17 protein-coding genes are annotated in these 20,814 nt (G+C 54.9%); all 17 read left to right on the top strand.

All coding sequences use genetic code 11. The features are described from left to right. Positions 1-292 precede the first annotated feature (292 nt). Complete coding sequence (locus C5O23_RS08410; RefSeq protein WP_107032504.1) at positions 293-1,306, top strand: FAD:protein FMN transferase; 1,014 nt, start codon at positions 293-295, stop codon at positions 1,304-1,306. 1,306 nt (positions 1,307-2,612) lie between these two features. Next, positions 2,613-4,742 (top strand): prolyl oligopeptidase family serine peptidase, encoded by a 2,130-nt coding sequence (locus C5O23_RS08405; protein WP_369809740.1) that lies wholly within the window; start codon positions 2,613-2,615, stop codon positions 4,740-4,742. Positions 4,743-4,781: 39 nt separating this feature from the next. Then, entirely contained in the window at positions 4,782-5,714 is a 933-nt protein-coding gene (locus tag C5O23_RS08400; protein WP_107032503.1) for a hypothetical protein, read from the top strand. Between the two features lie 361 nt (positions 5,715-6,075). Then, entirely contained in the window at positions 6,076-9,327 is a 3,252-nt protein-coding gene (locus C5O23_RS08395; protein ID WP_107032502.1) for a glycosyl hydrolase family 95 catalytic domain-containing protein, read from the top strand. 88 nt (positions 9,328-9,415) lie between these two features. Then, entirely contained in the window at positions 9,416-10,147 is a 732-nt protein-coding gene (locus tag C5O23_RS08390) for an MBL fold metallo-hydrolase (RefSeq protein ID WP_107032501.1), read from the top strand. A gap of 203 nt (positions 10,148-10,350) precedes the next feature. Next, complete coding sequence (locus C5O23_RS08385; RefSeq protein ID WP_107032500.1) at positions 10,351-10,932, top strand: hypothetical protein; 582 nt, start codon at positions 10,351-10,353, stop codon at positions 10,930-10,932. Between the two features lie 72 nt (positions 10,933-11,004). Further along, complete coding sequence (locus C5O23_RS08380; RefSeq protein WP_107032499.1) at positions 11,005-13,593, top strand: YfhO family protein; 2,589 nt, start codon at positions 11,005-11,007, stop codon at positions 13,591-13,593. Then, entirely contained in the window at positions 13,577-14,161 is a 585-nt protein-coding gene (locus C5O23_RS08375) for a hypothetical protein (RefSeq protein WP_107032498.1), read from the top strand. The genes C5O23_RS08380 and C5O23_RS08375 overlap by 17 nt, the downstream gene beginning before the upstream one ends. A 24-nt stretch (positions 14,162-14,185) precedes the next feature. After that, a complete protein-coding gene (gene xerD / locus C5O23_RS08370; protein ID WP_107032497.1) occupies positions 14,186-15,103 on the top strand; it encodes a site-specific tyrosine recombinase XerD in 918 nt (305 codons plus the stop codon). A 184-nt stretch (positions 15,104-15,287) separates the two neighbouring features. Further along, a complete protein-coding gene (gene greA, locus C5O23_RS08365) occupies positions 15,288-15,758 on the top strand; it encodes a transcription elongation factor GreA (protein ID WP_107032496.1) in 471 nt (156 codons plus the stop codon). 33 nt (positions 15,759-15,791) lie between these two features. Continuing rightward, entirely contained in the window at positions 15,792-16,196 is a 405-nt protein-coding gene (locus C5O23_RS08360) for an HIT family protein (protein WP_107032495.1), read from the top strand. Positions 16,197-16,224: 28 nt separating this feature from the next. Further along, complete coding sequence (gene menA, locus C5O23_RS08355; RefSeq protein ID WP_107032494.1) at positions 16,225-17,121, top strand: 1,4-dihydroxy-2-naphthoate octaprenyltransferase; 897 nt, start codon at positions 16,225-16,227, stop codon at positions 17,119-17,121. Positions 17,122-17,163: 42 nt separating this feature from the next. Continuing rightward, a complete protein-coding gene (locus C5O23_RS08350; protein WP_107032493.1) occupies positions 17,164-17,454 on the top strand; it encodes an FtsB family cell division protein in 291 nt (96 codons plus the stop codon). 54 nt (positions 17,455-17,508) lie between these two features. Continuing rightward, the gene (locus C5O23_RS08345; protein ID WP_107032492.1) at positions 17,509-17,871 is read left to right on the top strand and encodes a hypothetical protein; all 363 of its coding nucleotides are present in this window, start codon (positions 17,509-17,511) and stop codon (positions 17,869-17,871) included. A gap of 121 nt (positions 17,872-17,992) precedes the next feature. After that, positions 17,993-18,730, top strand: a complete 738-nt coding sequence (locus tag C5O23_RS08340; protein ID WP_107032491.1) for a type III pantothenate kinase — start codon at positions 17,993-17,995, stop codon at positions 18,728-18,730. Next, a complete protein-coding gene (locus C5O23_RS08335) occupies positions 18,720-19,961 on the top strand; it encodes a hypothetical protein (RefSeq protein ID WP_133166530.1) in 1,242 nt (413 codons plus the stop codon). Before C5O23_RS08340 ends, C5O23_RS08335 begins: the two co-directional genes overlap by 11 nt. A 74-nt stretch (positions 19,962-20,035) precedes the next feature. Further along, on the top strand, positions 20,036-20,812 hold the full coding sequence (gene lptC, locus C5O23_RS08330; RefSeq protein WP_107032489.1) for an LPS export ABC transporter periplasmic protein LptC: 777 nt from the start codon (positions 20,036-20,038) through the stop codon (positions 20,810-20,812). Positions 20,813-20,814: the final 2 nt, after the last annotated feature.

Below are 20,814 nucleotides of genomic sequence, written 5' to 3'. Positions count from 1 at the left end.
TGTCAGATACATAATTCTTTGGTTTTGTTTCTGGTTATTCATTTATTTAAACAATCACCAAAGCATAAATGCCTGAAATATTGACTGATGCTTATTTATTATTCACATTTGTTTTTAAACAAGCTCTAAAAGATACACCACTCAGATTTTAACTCTTGTTATGAAACACCCTCTTATATTATATATTATGTATTGATGATTATATCCGGCTATTGAGAAACACACGGGGAAGACAAATTTATTGATTATTTTTAGATTCTTTGTAATTTTGAAGAAAATTTACCACTTATTCATGAAAACCATAAGCCGCTACTGCGCCGTCATACTCCCGATTGTATCCGTCATACTCAGCCTTGCAAGTTGTCAGGGAGGGAAATCCTACCGCACACTTCAGGGAGGAGTGTGGAACACCACCTATAATATAAGCTACTGCGCCGACCGCGATCTGCAGGATTCGGTCATAGCCGTGATGCGCCGGGTTGAGCTATCGCTCTCGCCCTTCTGCGACAGCTCTCTGATCTCGCGCATCAACCGAGGCGAAGACCTTACCGCCGACTCCATGCTCAGGCGCATATTCCTTGCCTCTGTCCGGGTCAACGCCGAAAGTTCCGGCGCATTCGACCCTACTGTGGCCCCGCTTGTCAACCTCTGGGGCTTCGGCTACCGCAAGACAGGCATTGAGCCCTCGCAGCAGGCCATTGACAGCATTATGCCCCTGGTCGGCATCGCGGCCTGCGCCATCGACTCCGCAGGCCACATCCGCAAGAAGTCACCGCAGACCGAATTCAACTTCTCGGCCATCACCAAGGGCTACGGCTGTGACCTTGTAGGCGAGATGCTGCGGCGCAACGGCTGCACCGACTATATGGTCGAAATCGGAGGCGAGATCGCACTCGCCGGTAAAAATCCGCGCGGTGACAAGTGGCACATCATGGTCGACGCCCCGGTTGAAAACGATAGCGCCGTTGTCCATGAGCGCATGACTGTCATCTCTCTCTCTGACGCCGGAATCGCCACCTCAGGCAACTACCGCAACTTCAAGACCACATCGGCAGGGCGAATCTGGCACACTATAAGTCCGGTCAGCGGCAGTCCGGCCCACACAGATCTGCTCTCCGCCACCGTGATAGCTCCCAATGCCATGCTTGCCGATGCCTATGCCACCTCATGCATGGCCATGAACTCCCGCGAGGCACTCGCCATGCTCGAACGGCTCGACGGTGTGGAGGGTCTGCTCGTCACCCTCAACCCTGCTGATTCAAGTTTCGTAGCCTCCGTCACCTCCGGATTTCCCGCCGGAAAATAGCGAATCAGCGATTTTAAGATTACTTAACATTGTTAATTAACATTTGCAAATCAGCTGACAGAGCACCTTTTTAGCCCGATTTTATGTTAAACAACATATTTTTATAGCATAAATTCAGAAATTTAATCTAACTTTGCACCGGGTTTAAGCGTATATAGTACAGAAGCGCCTCTCAAGAGGACGCACAGAATAAATAAATTAGAGCAACTATATTTTAAGATTGTTTTTAGGTTCAATTTAAATTTCTGCAACTATGACCAACATGCTTAAGGTTCTCAGAGCAGATGTCAACAACATCTTCCGCTCACTCGGCTCAAGTGACAGTTTCCGTGTCACCGGTGACTGTACCATCCGTATCAACGAAGAGACCAAGTAGAAAGATCGCTCTGAAGCAGAGTTTTTTCGGAAGCGCCACCTCACCGCGCATTCCACAATCAATTAACCCATGTATGTTAAACTTTTAAAATGAACACATTATGAAAGTAACAAAAATGGTAAAAAAAGCCATCGAGTGGTATTGCGAATCAGCAGCTCTCATGTATCACCCCGACCACAACAACGATCGCCGAGAAATCTGGTAATCGTCTAGTGCGGAGTGATACCCCTCCTCACTCCGAGGAACATTGAACGTCACTGTCAGAGGACAGAACAAAGCGTTCAGACTCGTCCCCACCGCAACACCGTCTGATAATCAAGCAATTATCGAAAGGACACACGAAAAAATACACGAAGCGACCCCGAAAGTCACATTTCCGGGGTCGCTTTTTTTTGTGTGAGTAACCACTCACACAAAAAAAGAAAACGTCCGACAAGCTGCCGGGCGAATTGTCATTGTTCCCCTTTCGGGGCTTTCGCAACAATGATGTTGCAAAGGTAAGAGGGTGTTTCATAACAAGAGTTAAAATCTGAGTGGTGATCTTTTAGATAAATTGTTGCAAGGGAGGAAGAAGCATAGCGAGCTATGCGACTGACGAGCTTCAACAATTTAGCAAAAGAGACACCAAGGCTTAAGTAACTTAAAAATTTACACAAATGGAATATTCCATTTACAAAAAGACAATACAATCGCCTCCGAAAGCTTTGAGTGGCTATGACTCTTCATTTCAACCACATAGCTCGCTATGCTCCTTCAACTCAGAGCCATATCCATCTCAAATCTCTCGCTCAGATTTTAACTATTGTTATGAAACACCCTCTAAAAAAGTCAAATGTAGGGTGTAAGATTAAAAATTAAGTCGTACTTTTGCGGAAAGGCTATACAAGAAGCCTCATTTTTTCAATCAAATCATTATCTCCCCAAAGCACCATGTCACTTTCCCGTAATTTAGCTTACGCCACTATGACAACCTTGGCTTTAGGCACATTGGCCGGATGCTCCAATCAGAAACAGCTCGCTTATCCGGCAGCCCCGTCTGACAACACAGTCGACACGATCTTCGGCATGACAGTACCTGATCCCTACCGTCCGCTCGAAAACGACACCGCAGCCGAAACCCTCCGCTGGGTCGAAGCCGAGAACAAGGTGACCGAAGACTACCTCTCGAAAATCCCATTCCGTTCGAAAATCAACTCCCGCCTGACCGAACTCAACAACTACGTCAAGCGCGGCATGACCTATCGGGAAAACGACGGCATGTTCTATTTCTTCGAAAACGACGGCCTGAAGAACCAGTCGGTGCTCTACCGCAAACCCACCGTTGACAGCACCGAGCGCGAAGTCTTCCTCGACCCCAATACCCTGAGCGATGACGGCACAGTGGCCCTCACAGGAGTCTTCCAGTCAAAAGACGGCAAATACACAGCCTACACCATCAGCCGCAGCGGCTCAGACTGGACCGAAATCTTCGTGATGGACACAAAGACCAAAGAACTCCTTCCTGACCACATACTCTGGGGCAAGTTCACCGATGCTTCCTGGGACGGTGACGGCTTCTACTACAGCGCCTACCCCGTGCCGGAAGAAGGAAAGGAATTCTCCAACGCCAACCAGAACCACCTCGTCTACTATCACAAGCTCGGCACTCCCCAAAGCGAAGACACCATAGCGTTCAGCGACCCGCAGCACCCATTCCACTTCCACAGAGCACAGGTGGCCGAATCGCAGCCTGTGACCTTCGTTCACATCGGAGGTGCCGGTGTGGGCGATGCGCTTAAAGTGCGCAAAAACGGTGTCTGGACCGACATGCTCCCCTCTCAGGACTACAACAATAGTGTCATCGACGTCATCGACAACAAAATCTACATCGTAACCTCCTACGGCGCTCCCAAAAACCGCCTCATGGTGGCCGATCTCGCCAACCCGTCTGTTGAAAACTGGAAAGAGCTCGTCCCCGAAGCCGACGGAGTGCTCACCGGCGCGCAGTTCTCAGGCGACAAACTCTTCCTCACCTATGAAAAAGACGCTGCCAACCAGGTGGCCATCTATGACATGAACGGCAAGAAGGAGGCAGACGTAAAGCTTCCCGGCTACGGCTCGGTATCAGTCTACACCGAGCGCAAGCATCCGGGCGAAGTCTACTACAGCTTCTCGTCATTCACAGCTCCCGCCGCACAGTATGCCTATGACATGGCAACCGGCGAAAGCAAACTCATCTTCCAGGCCGAGATCAACGGCGTGGACCTGGGCGAATACGTCACAGAACAGGTGTTCTATCCCTCGGCTGACGGCACAAAAGTCCCCATGTTCCTCACCTACAAGAAAGGCCTTGAGCGCAACGGCAAGAATCCCGTCTATCTCTATGGCTACGGAGGCTTCAACGTCTCGCTGACTCCCGGCTTCTCGGCCAACCGCCTCTTCCTCCTCGAAAACGGCGTGATCTACGCCCAGGCCAACCTGCGCGGCGGCTCGGAATACGGAGAGGAATGGCATCAGGCCGGAACCAAGATGAACAAGCTCAACGTGTTCAACGACTTCATCGCAGCAGCCGAATATCTCGTCAAGGAAGGCTGGACATCTCCTGACTTCCTCACCATAGAAGGCGGCAGCAATGGCGGTCTTCTCGTGGGAGCCTCAGTCAACATGCGCCCCGACCTCTTCAAGGTAGCCATTCCCCGTGTAGGCGTGATGGACATGATGCGCTACCACCTCTTCACCATCGGCTGGAACTGGGCTTCGGACTACGGCACAAGCGCCGACTCGCCCGAAATGGCAAAATATCTCCTTGACTACTCGCCCCTCCACGCCATACGCAACGACGGCACTCCTTATCCGGCTATCCTTGTCACCACGGCCGATCATGACGACCGTGTGGTGCCCGCCCATTCCTTCAAATATGCCGCCGCCCTCCAGGCCGCCGACACCGGTGACGCTCCCAAACTCATCCGCATCGACTCAAAGGCCGGCCACGGAGCGGGCAAACCCATAGCCAAAGTGCTCGAAGAGTACACCGACATGTATTCTTTCATGTTCGAAAACCTCGGAATCGAGCCTAAATAAACCGAACCCATTCACACCTCTCCGAGGATCCAACACTTGATGAAACCACTGAACCGGCTCCCGCTTTTCATAACCGCAACATTACTCTCCATAGCACTTCACAGCTGCTTCACAGGCGTGGAATACACACCTAAAGTCTCGGAGCGCGATGTGCGGCGCGAAAACATAGTTTCCACTCCGGAGGACACCTTTCTGGCCAACGTGGCCGACAGCCCCCTCCCGGAGTGGAAGCCGGGGAAAAGGTTTTTCGTCACAGACGACAAAATCCGTCTCATCTTCGGAGCAACCGCCACGCCCTATGATTCGCTCGGAGGAAGCACCATCGAGTTTCTTGACGTGCATGAATCACCCTCGATAGTCGGCACTTCTGTGACCGACCTGACATTCGTTGCCCCTGACGGACGCCGCTTCGTCTACCGCATCAACCGGCCGCTTGCATCAGTCATGAACCAGGAAAACCTGCATGTGCCATTTACCATCCAGGAGAGCCTGGTAAACTCGGCCGACTCTCTGCTCCGGGGCAAAAAACTCTATGTCATGACCCGCACCTGGCGCGACGACGCCGACAACTCGGTCAGCGGACGCCAGTTTGTAGAGATCCGCGTCGACTCCGTGACTCCCGGCAACGACATCTACCCGATCAAGGTCTCTTTCACTGATCTTCTCGGCAACTCGGCCCGTATCTTCCTCCATCCCGGCCCACGCGGCCACACCCCACGCTCCTTCCCGGTATTCTTCTCTTTCACTGACCCGCGCCTGAAATATCCCGCCATCAGCGATGCCGTCTGGGAAAATATCATCAACGGCCGCGTGGCCCTCGAAATGACCCGCGAGGAATGCCGCCTTGCCCTCGGTGCACCACGCGAAGTGGACCGAGGAGCCGACAATTCCTATCTGCGCGAAGTCTGGCTCTACGAAAACGGCATCTACCTCGTGTTTGAAGACGGACTCCTCAAACGTTTCCGCCGCTGATCCCAAGGTCTGACAGACCTCTCCGCTCTCTCTCCTCTCCCCGCTCTACACCTGACCTCCTCTCTCGTTCAACTGCAAACCGACAACCCGCCTGACATTCTTACCTTAAGAGGGTGTTTCATAACAAGAGTCAAAATCTGAGTGGTGTATCTTTTAGATAAATTGTTACAAGGGAGGAAGAAGCATAGCGAGCTATGCGACTGACGAGCTTCAACAATTTAGCAAAAGAGACACCAAGGCTCAGGTAACTTAAAATTTTTTACAAATTGAATATCCTATTTCCAAAAAGACAATACAATCGCCTCCGAAAGTTTTTAACTGTTGTTATGAAACACCCTCTAAATTATAATCAATCCTTCTCATGTTTCTACGCTATTACCTATTTTTGCTATTCACATTGCTACTCTCGTCAACATCGCTTGCGCAAGAAGACGTAATCATCGTCAAGCAAGGCACCTGGGACGTTGATCCTACCGAAGCCGGCCGCCTATACCCGACGGGCAACAGCCAGTATGTCGGCAACATTACCGACGGCCACCTGTGGGCCTTGGAATATCAGGGGACAACCTACAATCCGGAAGGCTGGGAAGACTACTACAACCAGTCGCCTCTCAACCAGACTTTCACATTCAAGAAAAACGCCTCCGGATCATTGCAGACAGGTCAGACCGGCAAGAAATACAAGCTCCGCGCCACTCTCTCGGCCGACAAGAGCTCGATCGACCTGGAATTCCTCGTCCCCGACCCCCCAAGACCCATCACCACCACCATAGACTCAAAAAACATCACCCTCATAGATGACAGCGGAATAGCATCAGCCACGTTCACCTGCAACAGAACCTTAAACCGAAACAAAAAAGACATCACAATCGGCGCACTCTCTTTCGAGGGGCAGACCTACGGCATCGCAGAGCAGCCCTCATTCACAGACTCACCTGATTCGCAGAGCCGCACACTCCGCCTCACCCCCGGCACAAACGCAGGCATCACACTCTCGGTCATCGGCTACTACACTCTGTCTGTCCGCACAGTCAATGGAGTTCCCGTAGAGCTTACTGTCCGCAAACTCGCCGCCGATGAAGAACCGAACACCCCGCTTTCCGCAACCTTCCCCGAAGCCATGCTCGGATGCTCCAATGCTCTGTCATACATCCCTGATGAACCGCTGACCCTTTGGTCAAACGAAGAGGGCTATGGCAGAAACCCCGTCGATGTAGGCAATTACGGAGCCAATTACAGCAATGTTTTCCTCCTTGGCAACGGACGCCTCGGCATAGCCACCGAATGCAACCAGTCGGAAGGCATACTCATAAACGAGAAAACTAACTATGACTCCAACCCCGACCCTGACCACAAATATGTAAACACCGGCACCTACTGTCCGATCGGCGCACTCAAGATTACACGCGGCGGCGAAAGCCCGGCCCACGGAAGCACCTTCCTGCGCCAGCTCGACCTGACAACAGCCGTGGCCTCGGCAATGAACCGCTGGACAGCAAGCGGAAAAGAAAAAATCTACACCCGCGAATATCTCGTCAGCCGCGCCAATGACGTCGGAGTGCTCCACTTCACCACCAACGGCGAGGTCAAACTCAACTACTCTTTCGAATCAAGCATAGCCGGCAGCGGCTCTGAAGGTCTCGTCTCTGCAACCTCAGGCAACACCTCCAACTGCCGGATACGTTTCAACCTCACCTTCAAAGTGATTCAGAAAGGCGGCTCGCTGACCACCTCAGGCAGCACCGTAAGCGTGACCGATGCCGATGAGATCACCGTGGTCTTCGGCGTAGGCACAAACTATGACATCGACTCGCCCACCTTCTACTCCGGCGAGAGCGACGACCGTCTTGCCGAGCGCGTCCGCTCAACCGTAGAAAGCGCCGCAGCCCTCGGATGGCAGGCCCTGTATGACAACCACATAGCTGAATACAGCCCCCTCTTCAACGCCGCCCGCTTCGAACTGGCCGAAGCCACAAACAACGCCCCGACCTCACTGCTCAAACAGCATTACGAAAAAGCATATACACCGACTGCGGCTGACTCCGACGACCAGACCCGAATGATCGACATGCTCCTCTTCGCAATGGGACGCTACCTCAACCTTGCCTCCTCACGCGGCGATCTCGCCCTCCCAAGCAACCTCCAGGGCATCTGGGCCAACCAAAGCCCGCAATGGAACTGCGACTTCCACGCCAACATCAACCTCCAGATGAACTACTGGGCCGCGGAAAACACCAACATCTCCTCAGCCCACATGCCCTTCCTCAACTACCTCAAAAAGATGGCGGCCACACAGTGGAAAGGCTATGCCGACAAACTCGTGGCAGGCACAGGCGGATGGACCCACCACTTCGCCACCAACACCTTCGGGGCATCAGGCGTCTACAACGGCGAATACACCGAAGCCGCCGCCTGGAACTGCACCCACATCTGGCAGCACTATCTCTACACCCAGGACCGCCAGTTCCTCGCCGACTTCTTCGACACCCTCTACGGAGCCGCCCGCTTCTACTTCGGCTATCTGCGTGACACCGACGGCGACGGACTTCTCGAAATCCCCAACAACTACTCGCCCGAACTCGCCGGAGGCACATCGGTAGCCGTCCACGCCCAGCAGCTTGTCTACCAGCACCTCTGCAACACCCGCAATGCGGCCGTCATCCTCGGCAAGACAGCTGAAGCCGCCAATTGCCAGTCATACATCGACCGCATGTACAACGGCATCGACATTGTCAACGGCGAACAGTGCGAATGGAAAGGCGCCCTAACCTCCGAGCCGACCCACCGCCATCTCTCCCACCTGATGTGTCTCTACCCCCTGGCCCAGGTATCGCCCTATGACAGCGACCCCACTAACTTCAATGGCTCCTACAAGGCCCTGCTCAAGCGCGCCGATGCCGACGGCGGTGAAGACGCCGCTTGGAACACAGCTTGGAAAATGTGCTGCTACGCCCGCTCGCTCCAGGGTGACCTCGCCCTGCGTCAGCTCGCCTACGGAATGGCTGAACGTATCACCCCCGACCTCCGCACCACCTGCAAACACACCTTCCAGATCGAAGGCGGAGCAGGCATCTCGGCCGCGATCGGCGAAATGCTCCTGCAGAGCTACTCCGGCATCATCGACATTCTCCCCGCCCTCCCCTCCACATGGCCCACTGGCTCTGTCAAAGGGCTCAAGGCCGAAGGCAACTTCACTGTCGACATCTCATGGGAAGAAGGAGAGATCACAGAGATCCGCATCGCCGACGGCCTGAACCAAGCCATCCGCGAAGGCGGTGTGCAGCTCCGCATCCATGCCGCCAACATGTCGGACAACGGCATCTATATCGACGGCAAACCCTATCAGAGCCGTTCATCAGCCCTGCTCTATGAACCCCGGACCGACAGCTACCTGCTGACAATCCCCGCCGGCACTCCCAACAACGCCTCAATAACACTCGGCGCCTCCACCACAACCGGAATCGACACTCCTGAGCTCGGCACCCCTGACAGCGAAGCGCCCGTCAGACTCTTCGACCTCCAGGGCCGTCCGGTCAGCGGAGATCCGCAGCCGGGCATCTACATCCGCCGCCAGGGCAACTCCGTCAGCAAGATCCTCATCAGCGGCCGCTGACAGACCATTGAACACGGCGAGGCCCCGTGGCGTTATATCTGCAGTAAAACCCCTGCCAGCAGCGTTTGGCAAAAATCATCCAAACAACATGATTACTGTAACATATCTCGACCACAGCGGTTTCGCGCTGACCACTCCCGGAGCCGTAATGATCTTTGACTACTACAAAGATCCTGACAAAAAACTTGAAAAAGTTCTGCGCGACTCACCTGAAAAGCCTGTGCTCTTCTTCGTCTCGCACCATCATCCCGACCACTTCAACACCTCGATCTTCGAACTGGCCCAGGACCGCAAGCGCACCTACATCCTGGCCAACGACATCTTCTCGAAGTTCGTCCCGAAGACGGGACTCTCAGTTGCCTGGATGTCGGCCGGCGACGTGATCGACAGCATTCCCGGCATCACCCAGGTCAAAGCCTACGGATCGACCGACACCGGCGTAAGTTACGCCATCACCCTCACTGACGGGAGCGTCATCTTCCATGCAGGCGACCTCAATGACTGGCACTGGAGCGAGGAATCGACCGAACGCGAAGTGGCCAAGGCCGAAGAGCGGTTCAAGGTCATAGTAGACCGCATAGCCGAAGAGATCCCAGAAATCAAGATCGCCATGTTTCCGGTCGACGCCCGCATGGGAACCGACTTTGCCAAAGGCGCGCAGATATTTCTCTCGAAAGTCAAGGTCGACAACTTCTTCCCGATGCACTTTTGGGGTGAGCCGCAGAAAGCATGTGACTTCAACGCCTACGTCCCCGCAGCCACCGCCACCCGATGCTACTGCCTCGACCGCCCCGGCATGAACGTCGAGATCAAAGGCTGACACCCATCGGATTCTTCAAACCATACCGGCTCGAATGGGCTCTCTAAAGCCCATTCGAGCCCATGAAAATGTTCTTTACAAAAATTTTACTTTTGTAAGGAACATTTTTTGTAACTTTGTGCTCTACCACATATAATATAGAATAAAAGATCGTTTTCAGACAACCTCTTATATCCCAAGCAACATAACCAACCCGCCCGATAATGAGAAAGCTGATAGTCCTCCTGGCCGTAATAGCCTCAAGCGCCATCATAGTTACCTCCTGCGGAGGCAAAAAGACTGCCGAGATTCCCGCAGCCACCGCCGAAACAGTCGAAGGACAGAAATCGCAGCTCGCCGAAGCCCTCTCCACCGGAAATCTCCGGCAGGCATCAGCGATGGCTGACAGCATGTCGCTCTTCGTTGACGACTTCACCCCCGAACAGACCGTGCAGGTGCTCAGCGCCTTTGTCAAGGTCTATTCCGACGCCCAGTCGAAGCGCGAATCACGACGCGCGCTGGAGACCGTGCGCAAATACGTCGATGTCTATGACATAGCCCTGAGCGTCAACCCCAAAGACACCCGTGCGGCCTTCGAGAAAGCCCGCCGGACAGCCTCCGGTCTCGACTTCGACTCAATAGCCCGCGCCTTCCGCGAAAAACTCTCCAACTATGACGCCATGCAGGACGGCTCGCTTACAGCGCAGAGCAGCGAACCCGCTGACACCGCCAAGGCCCAGGCCGACACCGTCAGCGCCACGGCTCCGGTAAAAGAAATCCCGCTCGAACACCGTCCCGCCGAATAAGAGGTTGTTTAAAAAAACAACGACCTCTAATCATCCACCAACACCCAACCACGTTCCACGCACACCCAACTCATGCAGTCAATAATCAGCCGTTATAAATCTCTCTTCACATTTCTGGCCGGCATCATAGTCATAGCCGGCATAGCATTCGCATTCTTCTACCCCGACGCCGCCGAGGGCAACCAGCTCCGCCAGCACGACATGCAGCAGGGCGCCGCCATAGGCCAGGAAGCAAAAGCCTATGCCGAAGCAACCGGCGAAGTATCCCGCTGGACCAACTCGCTCTTCTCCGGTATGCCCAACTTCCAGATCTCGCCGTCATATCCCTCAAGCCGCCTCTTCAGCTGGATCGGATCGGTGATGAGCCTCGGACTCCCCTCCCCCTCGTCGCTCCTGGCCATGATGATGGTAGGCTTCTTCATACTGTTGATTGTCATGAAAATGCGCTGGTATGTGGCACTGCTCGGAGCCATAGCCTACGGATTTTCGTCATACTTCATAATCATCATCGGCGCGGGCCATATATGGAAATTCGTAACCCTCGCCTACATCCCGCCTACAATCGCCGGCATAATACTCTGCTACCGCGGACGCTACCTTGCAGGCGGCGCTATGGCCGCGGTATTCGCCATGATGCAGATAGCATCAAACCACGTGCAGATGACCTACTACTTCCTCTTCGTCATCCTCGCCATAGTCATCGCAAAACTCGTCGCCGCCATTCGCGCCAAAGAGATGCGCCGCTGGGGCATAGCCACCGGAGTGCTTGCCATTGCCGCCGGACTGGCAGTTACTGCCAACTCGCCAAGCCTTTATCTGACCTACGAATACTCCAAGGAGACCATGCGCGGACGCCACAGCGAACTGTCGCAGCCCGCGACCGACAATTCGAACTCAACTGCAGGTCTTGACAAGGACTACATCACACAATACAGCTATCAGCCATCCGAAACATTCTCGCTCCTCATCCCGAACATAAAAGGCGGAGCCTCGGCAAAACCGGAGAAAGGACGGATGACAACACTGGGTCTCTCAGACCTGCCCGATGCCAGAGAGATGGTAGCCAATGGAAAGATCGATTCCATGCAGGAACAGTATCTAAGCTACATGAGCCAGTATTTTGGCGATCCGGAAGGCACCAACGGCCCGGTCTATGTCGGCGCGCTCATTTTCGCTCTTTTCATTCTTGGCTGCATGATAGTCCGCGGCCCAATGAAGTGGGCGCTGGTCATACTGACAGTATTTTCCATAGTCCTCGCCTGGGGACGCCACGCGATGGTCTTCACCGACATCATGCTCTCGATAGCTCCGATGTATTCCAAATTCCGCACCGTGGAGAGCATCCTCGTCATAGCCGAGTTCACCATGCCACTGCTCGCAGTCATGGCTCTCCAGCAACTCGTGGCTGACCGCAGCCGTCTCGACTCCTACCGCCGCCCGGTGATCTGGAGTTTCGGCATCACCCTCGCCATCTGCGCCATAGCCTTCATAGCCCCCTCGATGTTCGGAAGCGTCATCACTGACAATGACCGCTACATCGACAACATGATCACCTCACAGCTCATGCAGCAAGGCTACGACGCCGCTACCGCCCGCCAGTTCAGCCTCCAGAATCCGGCCATCTACTCCGCCATCGAGAGCCTGCGCGAGGGGCTGATCTCAACAGACGCCATCCGCTCATTCGTCATCACAGCCCTCGGCTTCGTGATGATCATGCTCTACATCCGCCGCCGCATCTCGGCCGCCATCTCAATGGCAGTCATAGGTGTCATAGTCCTCGCCGATCTCTATTCGGTCAACAAGCGCTATCTGAGCCACGACAGCTTCGTGCCGCGCCAGCTCACTGCGGGAGCACCGATTGAAATGACACCGGCTGACCGGACCATCCTCCAGGACACCGGCATGAACTACCGCGTCATGGACATCCCCCGCTTCTACAGCGCCGATCCGTCGTATTACCATAAGATGATAGGCGGCTACCATGCGGCCAAACTGACCCGCTATCAGGATATTATTGACCGCCATCTCGCCAACTTCACCCGCGGCACCGAGTCAGATGCCGACTGGAATGTGCTCAACATGCTCAACGCCCGCTACATAGTCGACATGCAGGGACAGCCGCTGCGCAACCCGGAGGCTCTCGGCAACGCCTGGTTTGTTGACCGTGTCAGCTACGTCGGCACTCCTGACGAGGAAATGGCGGCTCTCTCGGTCATCAACCCCGCATCGGCAGCCGTGGCCGACAGGAAATTCGAGTCAGCACTCGGCTCCTCGGCTCCAAAAACGCCCGGCGACACAATCATCGAAACCTCATATGCCCCCAACCGCCTGACCTACACAGCCAACAGCGCCAAAGGAGGAGTAGCCGTATTCTCTGAAGTTTACTTCCCCTGGGGATGGAAGGCCACGATCGACGGTCAGGAAGTGCCACTGAGCCGTGTCAACTACGTGTTGCGCGCACTCCCCCTCCCCGCCGGCAAGCATGAGATCGTGATGACTTTCGACCCGCAGTCGCTCCACACCACTGACACAGCGGCCACCATAGCCGTCTTCCTCATCTATCTGGCAGCGGCCGGAGCCATCGTCACAGCGCTGCGCAAAGGCGGCAGGAAGCCGGAATCCGAGACCCAGACAGCAGAGACCGATGCCTCTGAAAGCTAAACTGCGCCTGACACTCCGCAGACTCTGGCGTCCGCTCGGACGCGCCCGCCGCAGCCGTGGCTTCGGGGTGCATTCGCCTTTTGCCTTCCGCTTCATCACCCTGGTGCTGCGTGACAGCCGCAGCGTCTACTATTCCACCGGAAAAATCCGCGACTTCGCCGCAGGTCGCCGCCGCCGGCGCAATCTGGCCATGCTCTTCCGCATAGTCTGTGACCGCAAGCCTCAGACTCTGGTCCTTCCGCCTGACCTGCCTGAAGCGGAGCGCCGGGTGATCCACATGGCCGATTCGCGGCTGCAGCCCATCACTCCGGCCGAAGCTCTGACACTGCCTGCCGGCTCCTGCCGGCTCTTCATCTGTCTTCCGGAACTTTCAGCTGAGAATCTTCAGGCCGGCCGCCGGGTGCTTTCTTCTGAAGACTCCACACTCGTGCTTCTTCGCGCCGACTCACACCGGCTCGCCACTCTGAAAGACGGACTTGACCACATCATGACTTTCACCAACGGAAAATATGCCGTGCTCGTAAGCCGCCACGGTCTCCCGATGCAGAATTTCGAGATCAATTTCTGACCGTCAACACCCACTCTGACCCCGATGCGTGACATCACTGACATACAGCGCATACTAAATGACTACGATGCCTATCTCTCCGTGGAGAAAGGCATGGCAGAAAACACACGCGAGGCCTATCGCCGTGACATAGACAAACTCCATGCATGGCTCACGGCCGGCGGACTGTCGCTGCGCGATGTCACCATCGACATCCTGCGCGAATTTCTCGGCGACCTCCACGATGTAGGCATAGCCGAACGCTCCCAGGCCCGCATCGTCTCAGGCCTCCGCTCCTATTTCTTCTTTCTGAGCATAGAGGACTATCTCAACCCCAACCCCGCCGAACTGCTCGAACAACCCAAAACCGGACTCCATCTGCCCGAAGTGCTGACTCAGGAAGAGATCGACTCGATGATCAGAGCCATCGATCCGGGAAAAGCCGAAGCCTCGCGTGACCGCGCCATCATCGAGACCCTCTACGGATGCGGCCTGCGCGTCAGCGAACTTGTCAATCTTGAGATCTCGAAGATCTACGGCCAAGAGGGCTATCTGATAGTACGCGGCAAGGGCAACAAGGAACGCATGGTACCCATGTCGGAAGTATCGCTCTTAGAGATCAGCGACTATCTGATGGACCGCATGCATCTTGACATCAAGCCTGACAGCCGTGACATACTCTTTCTGAACCGCCGTGGCGGACGCATGACCCGCGTGCGCATATTCCAGATAGTCAAAGACCTCGCCGCCGCCGCCGGCATACGCAAGACCATCTCGCCCCACACCCTGCGTCACTCCTTCGCCACCCATCTGCTCGAAGGAGGCGCCAACCTGCGCGCCATACAGCAGATGCTCGGCCACGAAAGCATAGCCACAACCCAGATCTACATCCACCTCGACCGCTCGACACTCCGCAGCGACATCCTCACCTACCACCCCCGCAACCACCCCCGCAGAGATTAGCCAATTAATGTTAAATAGCCTCCGGTCAGATTGGCCAATCCGATTATTCTCCCTATCTTTGCAGAAGTCAACAATTGGCAACCGTACATATCAAAATCAACAATATTCATTAGGGGTCTCGTAGCCGCAAGCATCGGGATTCTTTATTTTTTAACTCCCTCTTTAACAAAAATCCACAGCAATCATGGCTATAACTTTCATGACCAAAGAAGGTTACAAGAAAAAAATGGAAGAAATCGCGTTCCTCGAATCAGTTGAACGTCCACGTATATCAGCCGCAATCGCAGAAGCCCGTGACAAGGGCGACCTTTCGGAAAACTCCGAATATGACGCCGCTAAAGAAGCACAGGGCATGCTCGAAATGAAGATTTCGCAGCTCAAAGACCTCGTTGCAAACGCCCGCATCATCGACGAAAGCAAGCTCAACAACGAGGAAGTGCAGATTCTCAACCGTGTGAAAATCAAAAATACCGCCAACGGCATGACAATGGAATATACCATCGTGGCCGATTCCGAAGCAAACCTCAAGGAGAAGAAAATCGGTTCAAGCACCCCGATAGCCCAGGGCCTGCTCGGCCACAAGCTCGGCGAAGTGGTCGAGATCAAGGTGCCAGCCGGACTCATGAAGTTCGAGATCGTAGAAATCAACTACTAATCCACCTCACAAACTCTCAATCAAAATAGAGCTATGTCAACAATCTTCAGCAAAATCGCCGCAGGAGAAATTCCCTCCTACCGCGTGGCAGCCGACGAACGCCACTATGCATTTCTTGACATCAACCCCGTGGCACCCGGACATGTGCTTGTGATTCCCCGAAAGGAAGACGACTACATATTCCATCTCTCCGACGATGACTACCAGGCTCTGACTCTGTTTGCCAAGCGAGTGGCCGAAGCCATCCGCGAGGCAGTCCCCTGCAAGCGCGTCGGCGTGGCCGTCATAGGTCTGGAAGTGCCCCACACCCATATCCACCTTATTCCTATCAACACCGAGGCCGATATGGACTTCAGCCATAAAGTGGAGCTCCCGGCAGAGGAAATGGAAGCAATCGCAAAAGCAATCGCAGCAAAATTCGACGAACTCAACGCTTAACCCGGAACCACAGACAGACCTGCTACAGATGAGCGCGACCAAGAGATCAAAAACCGCCTGCTGGATCGAAGCCATGCGCCTGCGCACACTCCCGGTGTCGCTCGCCGGGGTGATCTATGCCGCCGGACTCGGACTCCTCTCATGGCGTTTCAGTCTTGTCCCCGCGCTGCTCTGCCTGCTCTTTGCACTCCTGGCCCAGATAGCATCGAATTTCGCCAACGAATATTATGATTTCAAGGGCGGCCTTGACCGCGCAGGCCGTCAGGGTCCGCGCCGCGGAGTCACCGAAGGCGACATCACTCCCGGAGCCATGAAGCGGGCCACATTCGCCACGCTTGCCTGCGCCTGCCTTGCGGGCTGCATACTCGTATGGCTCTACGGCAGCTGGTGGATGTATCTCGTGGGCATCGCCACGGCTCTCGGTGTCATGGCCTACAGCGCCGGACCTTACCCGCTCTCCCACCACGGATTCGGAGAGGTGGCGGTAATCTGTTTCTTCGGCATCATCCCCGTCACCCTGACTTACATGCTCATGGGCGGTCCGTTCGGATGGTGGCTGGCAGCCGCAGCGGCCGGAATCGGACTGATGGGCGCAAACGTACTGATAGTCAACAACTACCGCGACATAGAGGATGACCGTGCGGTAGGCAAGCGCACTCTTGCCGTGCGCCTCGGCCTCCGCGCCATGTCAGCCATCTATCTCGCCAACGGCATTCTGGCCCTGATCCTTACCCTGCCGCCCTGGCTTGCAGCCGGTCCCGGCTGGTGGATAGTCCCGGCCCTCTACCTCTGCGGCCACACCGTACTCTATTTCAGACTCACGCATCTCAGCGGTGCCCGGCTCAACCCGCTCTTAGGCATGACCGCGGTGCTGATGCTCATCTATGCCGCAGGCTTTGTGATTACCGTAACCGCATCAGCCTGACATGCGGAAACTCCAGTCTCTCATCACACTTTACTTTTTGACATGAGCAATTTCTACGCCTGGTGCAAACGTTATCTCTCTCTGACACTTCTCGCCTCACTGGTGATAGGCTCTCTCGTGCTCTTCTTCAATGAAAACTCCCTGCTGCGCACGGTAGAGCAGGAACGCCGCATCACCGAACTCGAAGCCAGCATCAGCGAAGCTACTGACACCCTCAACTATTACCGCGACCTCAACCACTCCCTTGACACCGACAAAGAGACAATGGAGCGCATAGTCCGCGAGCAATACCACATGCAGCACCCCGATGAAGATGTCTATATCTTCGAATAACCCCCCTCCTCTCTCACCCACACCAACCTCCCACACAACTCATCAATTCAGCTAATGGACAGAACATCAGCCTCCAACATAATGGTCACTGCCGGGCTCCTCGCCATCATGGCAGCCGCACTCTTCCCCCTTCTCCACATGGCCACCCAGTGGGGACGCTATCTCTACGCCGCAGGCTCTCTCATACTGCTTGCCGGACGCTTTGTGGCCCCGAAAGTCAAGGACGCCCCCCTGCGTCTGCGCCGCCTCATACGGGTGGAAGTCTGGACTGCCCTGATTTTCCTTGCCGGGGCAGTCTTCATGTTCATACCGTCAGCCGGAAAGACAGACTGGCTGGCCTTCACTCTCGCCGGCGGACTGCTGACCATCTACACATCCGTCATGATTCCAAGGCAGAAAGCTGATAATAAACGTTAAAACACCCGCCTTATCCGGCACTCCGGAAGAAGGCAAGTGCAAAAATAGCCGTATGATGGCCGTGAAATTGCCACATTATTAGTAATTTTGCCACGCAAATAGAAAAAGCCACCGTCACTGAATGTCGCAATATCTGACAATTGATCAAGGCAACACCGAAGCGAAGATCTCGCTCTGGGAGGATAAAGAGCTCGTTGACACCGTCATCGACACACGTCTCACACCCTCGTCCGTCGAAGAATTCGTAGGTGGGCGCCGCCTCAAAGGGGCCATCTATTGTTCTGTGGTTCAGAACAACGGCCCTGTCATCAACAAACTCAGCCATCTGGCGCGCTGTGTCTACCGCCTGTCACCCTCCACCCCTCTGCCCATCAAACTCGACTATGCGACTCCGCAGACACTCGGAGTTGACCGCATAGCATCGGCCGTAGGAGCCTGGAGCGATTTTCCCGGACGCGACATCCTCGTGGTCGACGCCGGCACCGCCGTGACCTACGACTACGTAGACTCCACCGGCACCTACCGCGGCGGCAACATAGCCCCCGGCATCAACATGGAATTCAAAGCCCTCAACCAGTTCACCGCACGCCTGCCCCTCGTGCCGTTTCCGGAACACATGCCGGAGCTGCGCGACAAGGTGATAGGCCGCGACACCGTTGAGGCCATAACGCTCGGTGCTGTCTACAGCGTCGTAGCATCAATAGGATATTATCGCAGCCGCCTGCCGAAAGACACCGTGATAGTGCTCGGCGGAGGCTGTGGCCATCATCTCGCTTCTCTGTGCGACTTCGATGTTCTCCCAGACGAACATCTCGCCAGCAAAGGTTTAAACAGAATTTTGCTTTACAATGAAAATTAAGCCATTTCTCCTCCTCGCCGTCATGGCCATGACCGCAGCCCCCGCCGCGCTGGCCCAGACCACAAGTCCATACTCAAAATTCGGCTATGGCCTTCTTGGCGACAATGCCACTTCCGCACAGCGCCAGATGGGCGGAGTGGGCTATGCCATGCGTTCCGGAAGGCAGATCAATGTCATGAACCCGGCATCATATGCCGCCATTGACTCTCTGACATTCCTTTTCGACATGGGAACCGATGTCTCCATGTACTGGCGCAAGGACAACACCGGCAGCTCCAAGGACTGGGGAGGCGGACTCGAATATGTCACAATGCAGTTTCCCGTCACAAGCTATATCGGCGTGAGCGCCGGCATACTGCCCTACTCATCGGTGGGCTATGCCTTCGGATCTGACATTGAAAACGGTGTGGCCACTCACCAGGGCACCGGCGGCATCAACCAGCTCTACCTCGGAGCCGGTGTCAGACCGTTCAAAAACTTCACCGTGGGTTTCAACGCGAGCTATCTTTTCGGCAACACGTTCAACGACGTCTATGCCGTAGGTTCAACCTCATCGCTCTTCGAGCAGGTGATGGAAGTCCAGGATTTCCACTTCCAGTTCGGTATGCAGTACACTCTCAACCTTTCGCGCAAGAACGACCTGACTCTCGGCGTTACGTATTCGCCCGGCAAGACCCTCCTCGGCAAGACCTATGTGCTCAAATATGACACCTCGCAAGACAGCAAGCCCGACACAGTGGCCTCGACAAGCCTCCGCAACAAATTTTCGATAGCCGACACCTGGGGCGTGGGCATCAACTACGAATGGAACAAACAGTTCCAGGCCGAAGTCGACTTCACCTACCAGAACTGGGCCAAAGCCAAATTCACCGAAATAGAAGACTTTTCGTCGACCAAATTTGACAACCGCTGGCGCATCGGAGCCGGTGTTAGCTACATCCCCAATCCCCACGGAGGCTATTTCAAGCGCATCACTTACCGTGCAGGCGGATTTTACAACCGCGACTATGTCATGGTAAAGAGCAAAGACACCTATAATAATGTGCGTGACTACGGATTCTCATGCGGCTTCGGTTTCCCGACCGTAAAATCAAAAAACGTCATCAATCTCGGTTTTGAATATCACCACCGCCAGTCGACCCCAAACGCACTGCTGACCGAACAGTATTTCAACATCACACTCGGCATAAACTTCAACGGCCTTTGGTTCTTCCAGCCCAAGCTCCGTTAAAGACCGCCGGGCCTCACCACCACTGATCCCTCAAGCCCCAAAAGGCCGAATCACACCAACCCTACAGCCACACCATGACGACCTCAACCGTCACCCGCCTGCGCCTGCTTCCAGCCTTGATCCTCGCGACCATCACCGGAGCCTCGTTTGTTGTCAGCGGATGCAAAGACAGCGACCCTGTGGCCACCGGCTCTGTCGATCCGACCCACACACCGACAATGCTCACCCGCGACGTCGAAACCCTCATCTCTGACTCAGGAGTGACGCGTTATCGCATCGTGACCCCGATATGGTATGTCTATGACGAGACTCCGGAACCGTTCTGGCGTTTTCCTGAGGGGCTGAGACTTGAGCGCTACGACAACTTTTTCCGAATCGAGGCCACTGTCACAGCCGATTCGGCCACATATTTCAAGAACAAGCAACTCTGGCGGCTTGACGGAAACGTCAGCCTGACCAATGTCATGAACGAAAAATTCCAGACCAACCAGCTATTCTGGGACCAGCGTCAGGAAAAACTCTACTCAGATTCGTTCATCCACATCGAGCGCCCCGACAAGGTGCTTGAAGGCTATGGCTTTGACTCAAACCAGAACCTGACGCGCTACACCATCCGCCGCGTTTCAGGCATCTTTCCGGCCGGAGCCTTCACTCCGGGCGGTAACTCATCTGCTCAGAGCCCGAAAGTTCCACAGCCTGCGGCTGATACTCTGCCGGCAGCCTCACGCCCGTCCGGAGCCAAGCCTGACAGAAACACCGCGGCACCGAAGATGCAAATCCAGCAGCCGCCACAACAAAAGGTATCCGCAAGCACGTCTGAAAGCCTCCAGACACAGACAACCCGCTTCTAAAC

This window comes from Duncaniella muris (assembly GCF_003024805.1).
Taxonomy (GTDB): domain Bacteria; phylum Bacteroidota; class Bacteroidia; order Bacteroidales; family Muribaculaceae; genus Duncaniella; species Duncaniella muris.
Note: the sequence above shows the minus strand (reverse complement) of the source record. Positions and strands in the feature narration are given on the sequence as shown.

What these genes read in the sequence shown, in the direction of transcription:
- C5O23_RS08410 (WP_107032504.1), top strand. Translation starts at nt 293, where the DNA reads ATGAAAACCATAAGCCGCTACTGCGCCGTCATACTCCCGATTGTATCC.
- C5O23_RS08405 (WP_369809740.1), top strand. Translation starts at nt 2,613, where the DNA reads ATGTCACTTTCCCGTAATTTAGCTTACGCCACTATGACAACCTTGGCT.
- C5O23_RS08400 (WP_107032503.1), top strand. Translation starts at nt 4,782, where the DNA reads ATGAAACCACTGAACCGGCTCCCGCTTTTCATAACCGCAACATTACTC.
- C5O23_RS08395 (WP_107032502.1), top strand. Translation starts at nt 6,076, where the DNA reads ATGTTTCTACGCTATTACCTATTTTTGCTATTCACATTGCTACTCTCG.
- C5O23_RS08390 (WP_107032501.1), top strand. Translation starts at nt 9,416, where the DNA reads ATGATTACTGTAACATATCTCGACCACAGCGGTTTCGCGCTGACCACT.
- C5O23_RS08385 (WP_107032500.1), top strand. Translation starts at nt 10,351, where the DNA reads ATGAGAAAGCTGATAGTCCTCCTGGCCGTAATAGCCTCAAGCGCCATC.
- C5O23_RS08380 (WP_107032499.1), top strand. Translation starts at nt 11,005, where the DNA reads ATGCAGTCAATAATCAGCCGTTATAAATCTCTCTTCACATTTCTGGCC.
- C5O23_RS08375 (WP_107032498.1), top strand. Translation starts at nt 13,577, where the DNA reads ATGCCTCTGAAAGCTAAACTGCGCCTGACACTCCGCAGACTCTGGCGT.
- xerD (WP_107032497.1), top strand. Translation starts at nt 14,186, where the DNA reads ATGCGTGACATCACTGACATACAGCGCATACTAAATGACTACGATGCC.
- greA (WP_107032496.1), top strand. Translation starts at nt 15,288, where the DNA reads ATGGCTATAACTTTCATGACCAAAGAAGGTTACAAGAAAAAAATGGAA.
- C5O23_RS08360 (WP_107032495.1), top strand. Translation starts at nt 15,792, where the DNA reads ATGTCAACAATCTTCAGCAAAATCGCCGCAGGAGAAATTCCCTCCTAC.
- menA (WP_107032494.1), top strand. Translation starts at nt 16,225, where the DNA reads ATGAGCGCGACCAAGAGATCAAAAACCGCCTGCTGGATCGAAGCCATG.
- C5O23_RS08350 (WP_107032493.1), top strand. Translation starts at nt 17,164, where the DNA reads ATGAGCAATTTCTACGCCTGGTGCAAACGTTATCTCTCTCTGACACTT.
- C5O23_RS08345 (WP_107032492.1), top strand. Translation starts at nt 17,509, where the DNA reads ATGGACAGAACATCAGCCTCCAACATAATGGTCACTGCCGGGCTCCTC.
- C5O23_RS08340 (WP_107032491.1), top strand. Translation starts at nt 17,993, where the DNA reads ATGTCGCAATATCTGACAATTGATCAAGGCAACACCGAAGCGAAGATC.
- C5O23_RS08335 (WP_133166530.1), top strand. Translation starts at nt 18,720, where the DNA reads ATGAAAATTAAGCCATTTCTCCTCCTCGCCGTCATGGCCATGACCGCA.
- lptC (WP_107032489.1), top strand. Translation starts at nt 20,036, where the DNA reads ATGACGACCTCAACCGTCACCCGCCTGCGCCTGCTTCCAGCCTTGATC.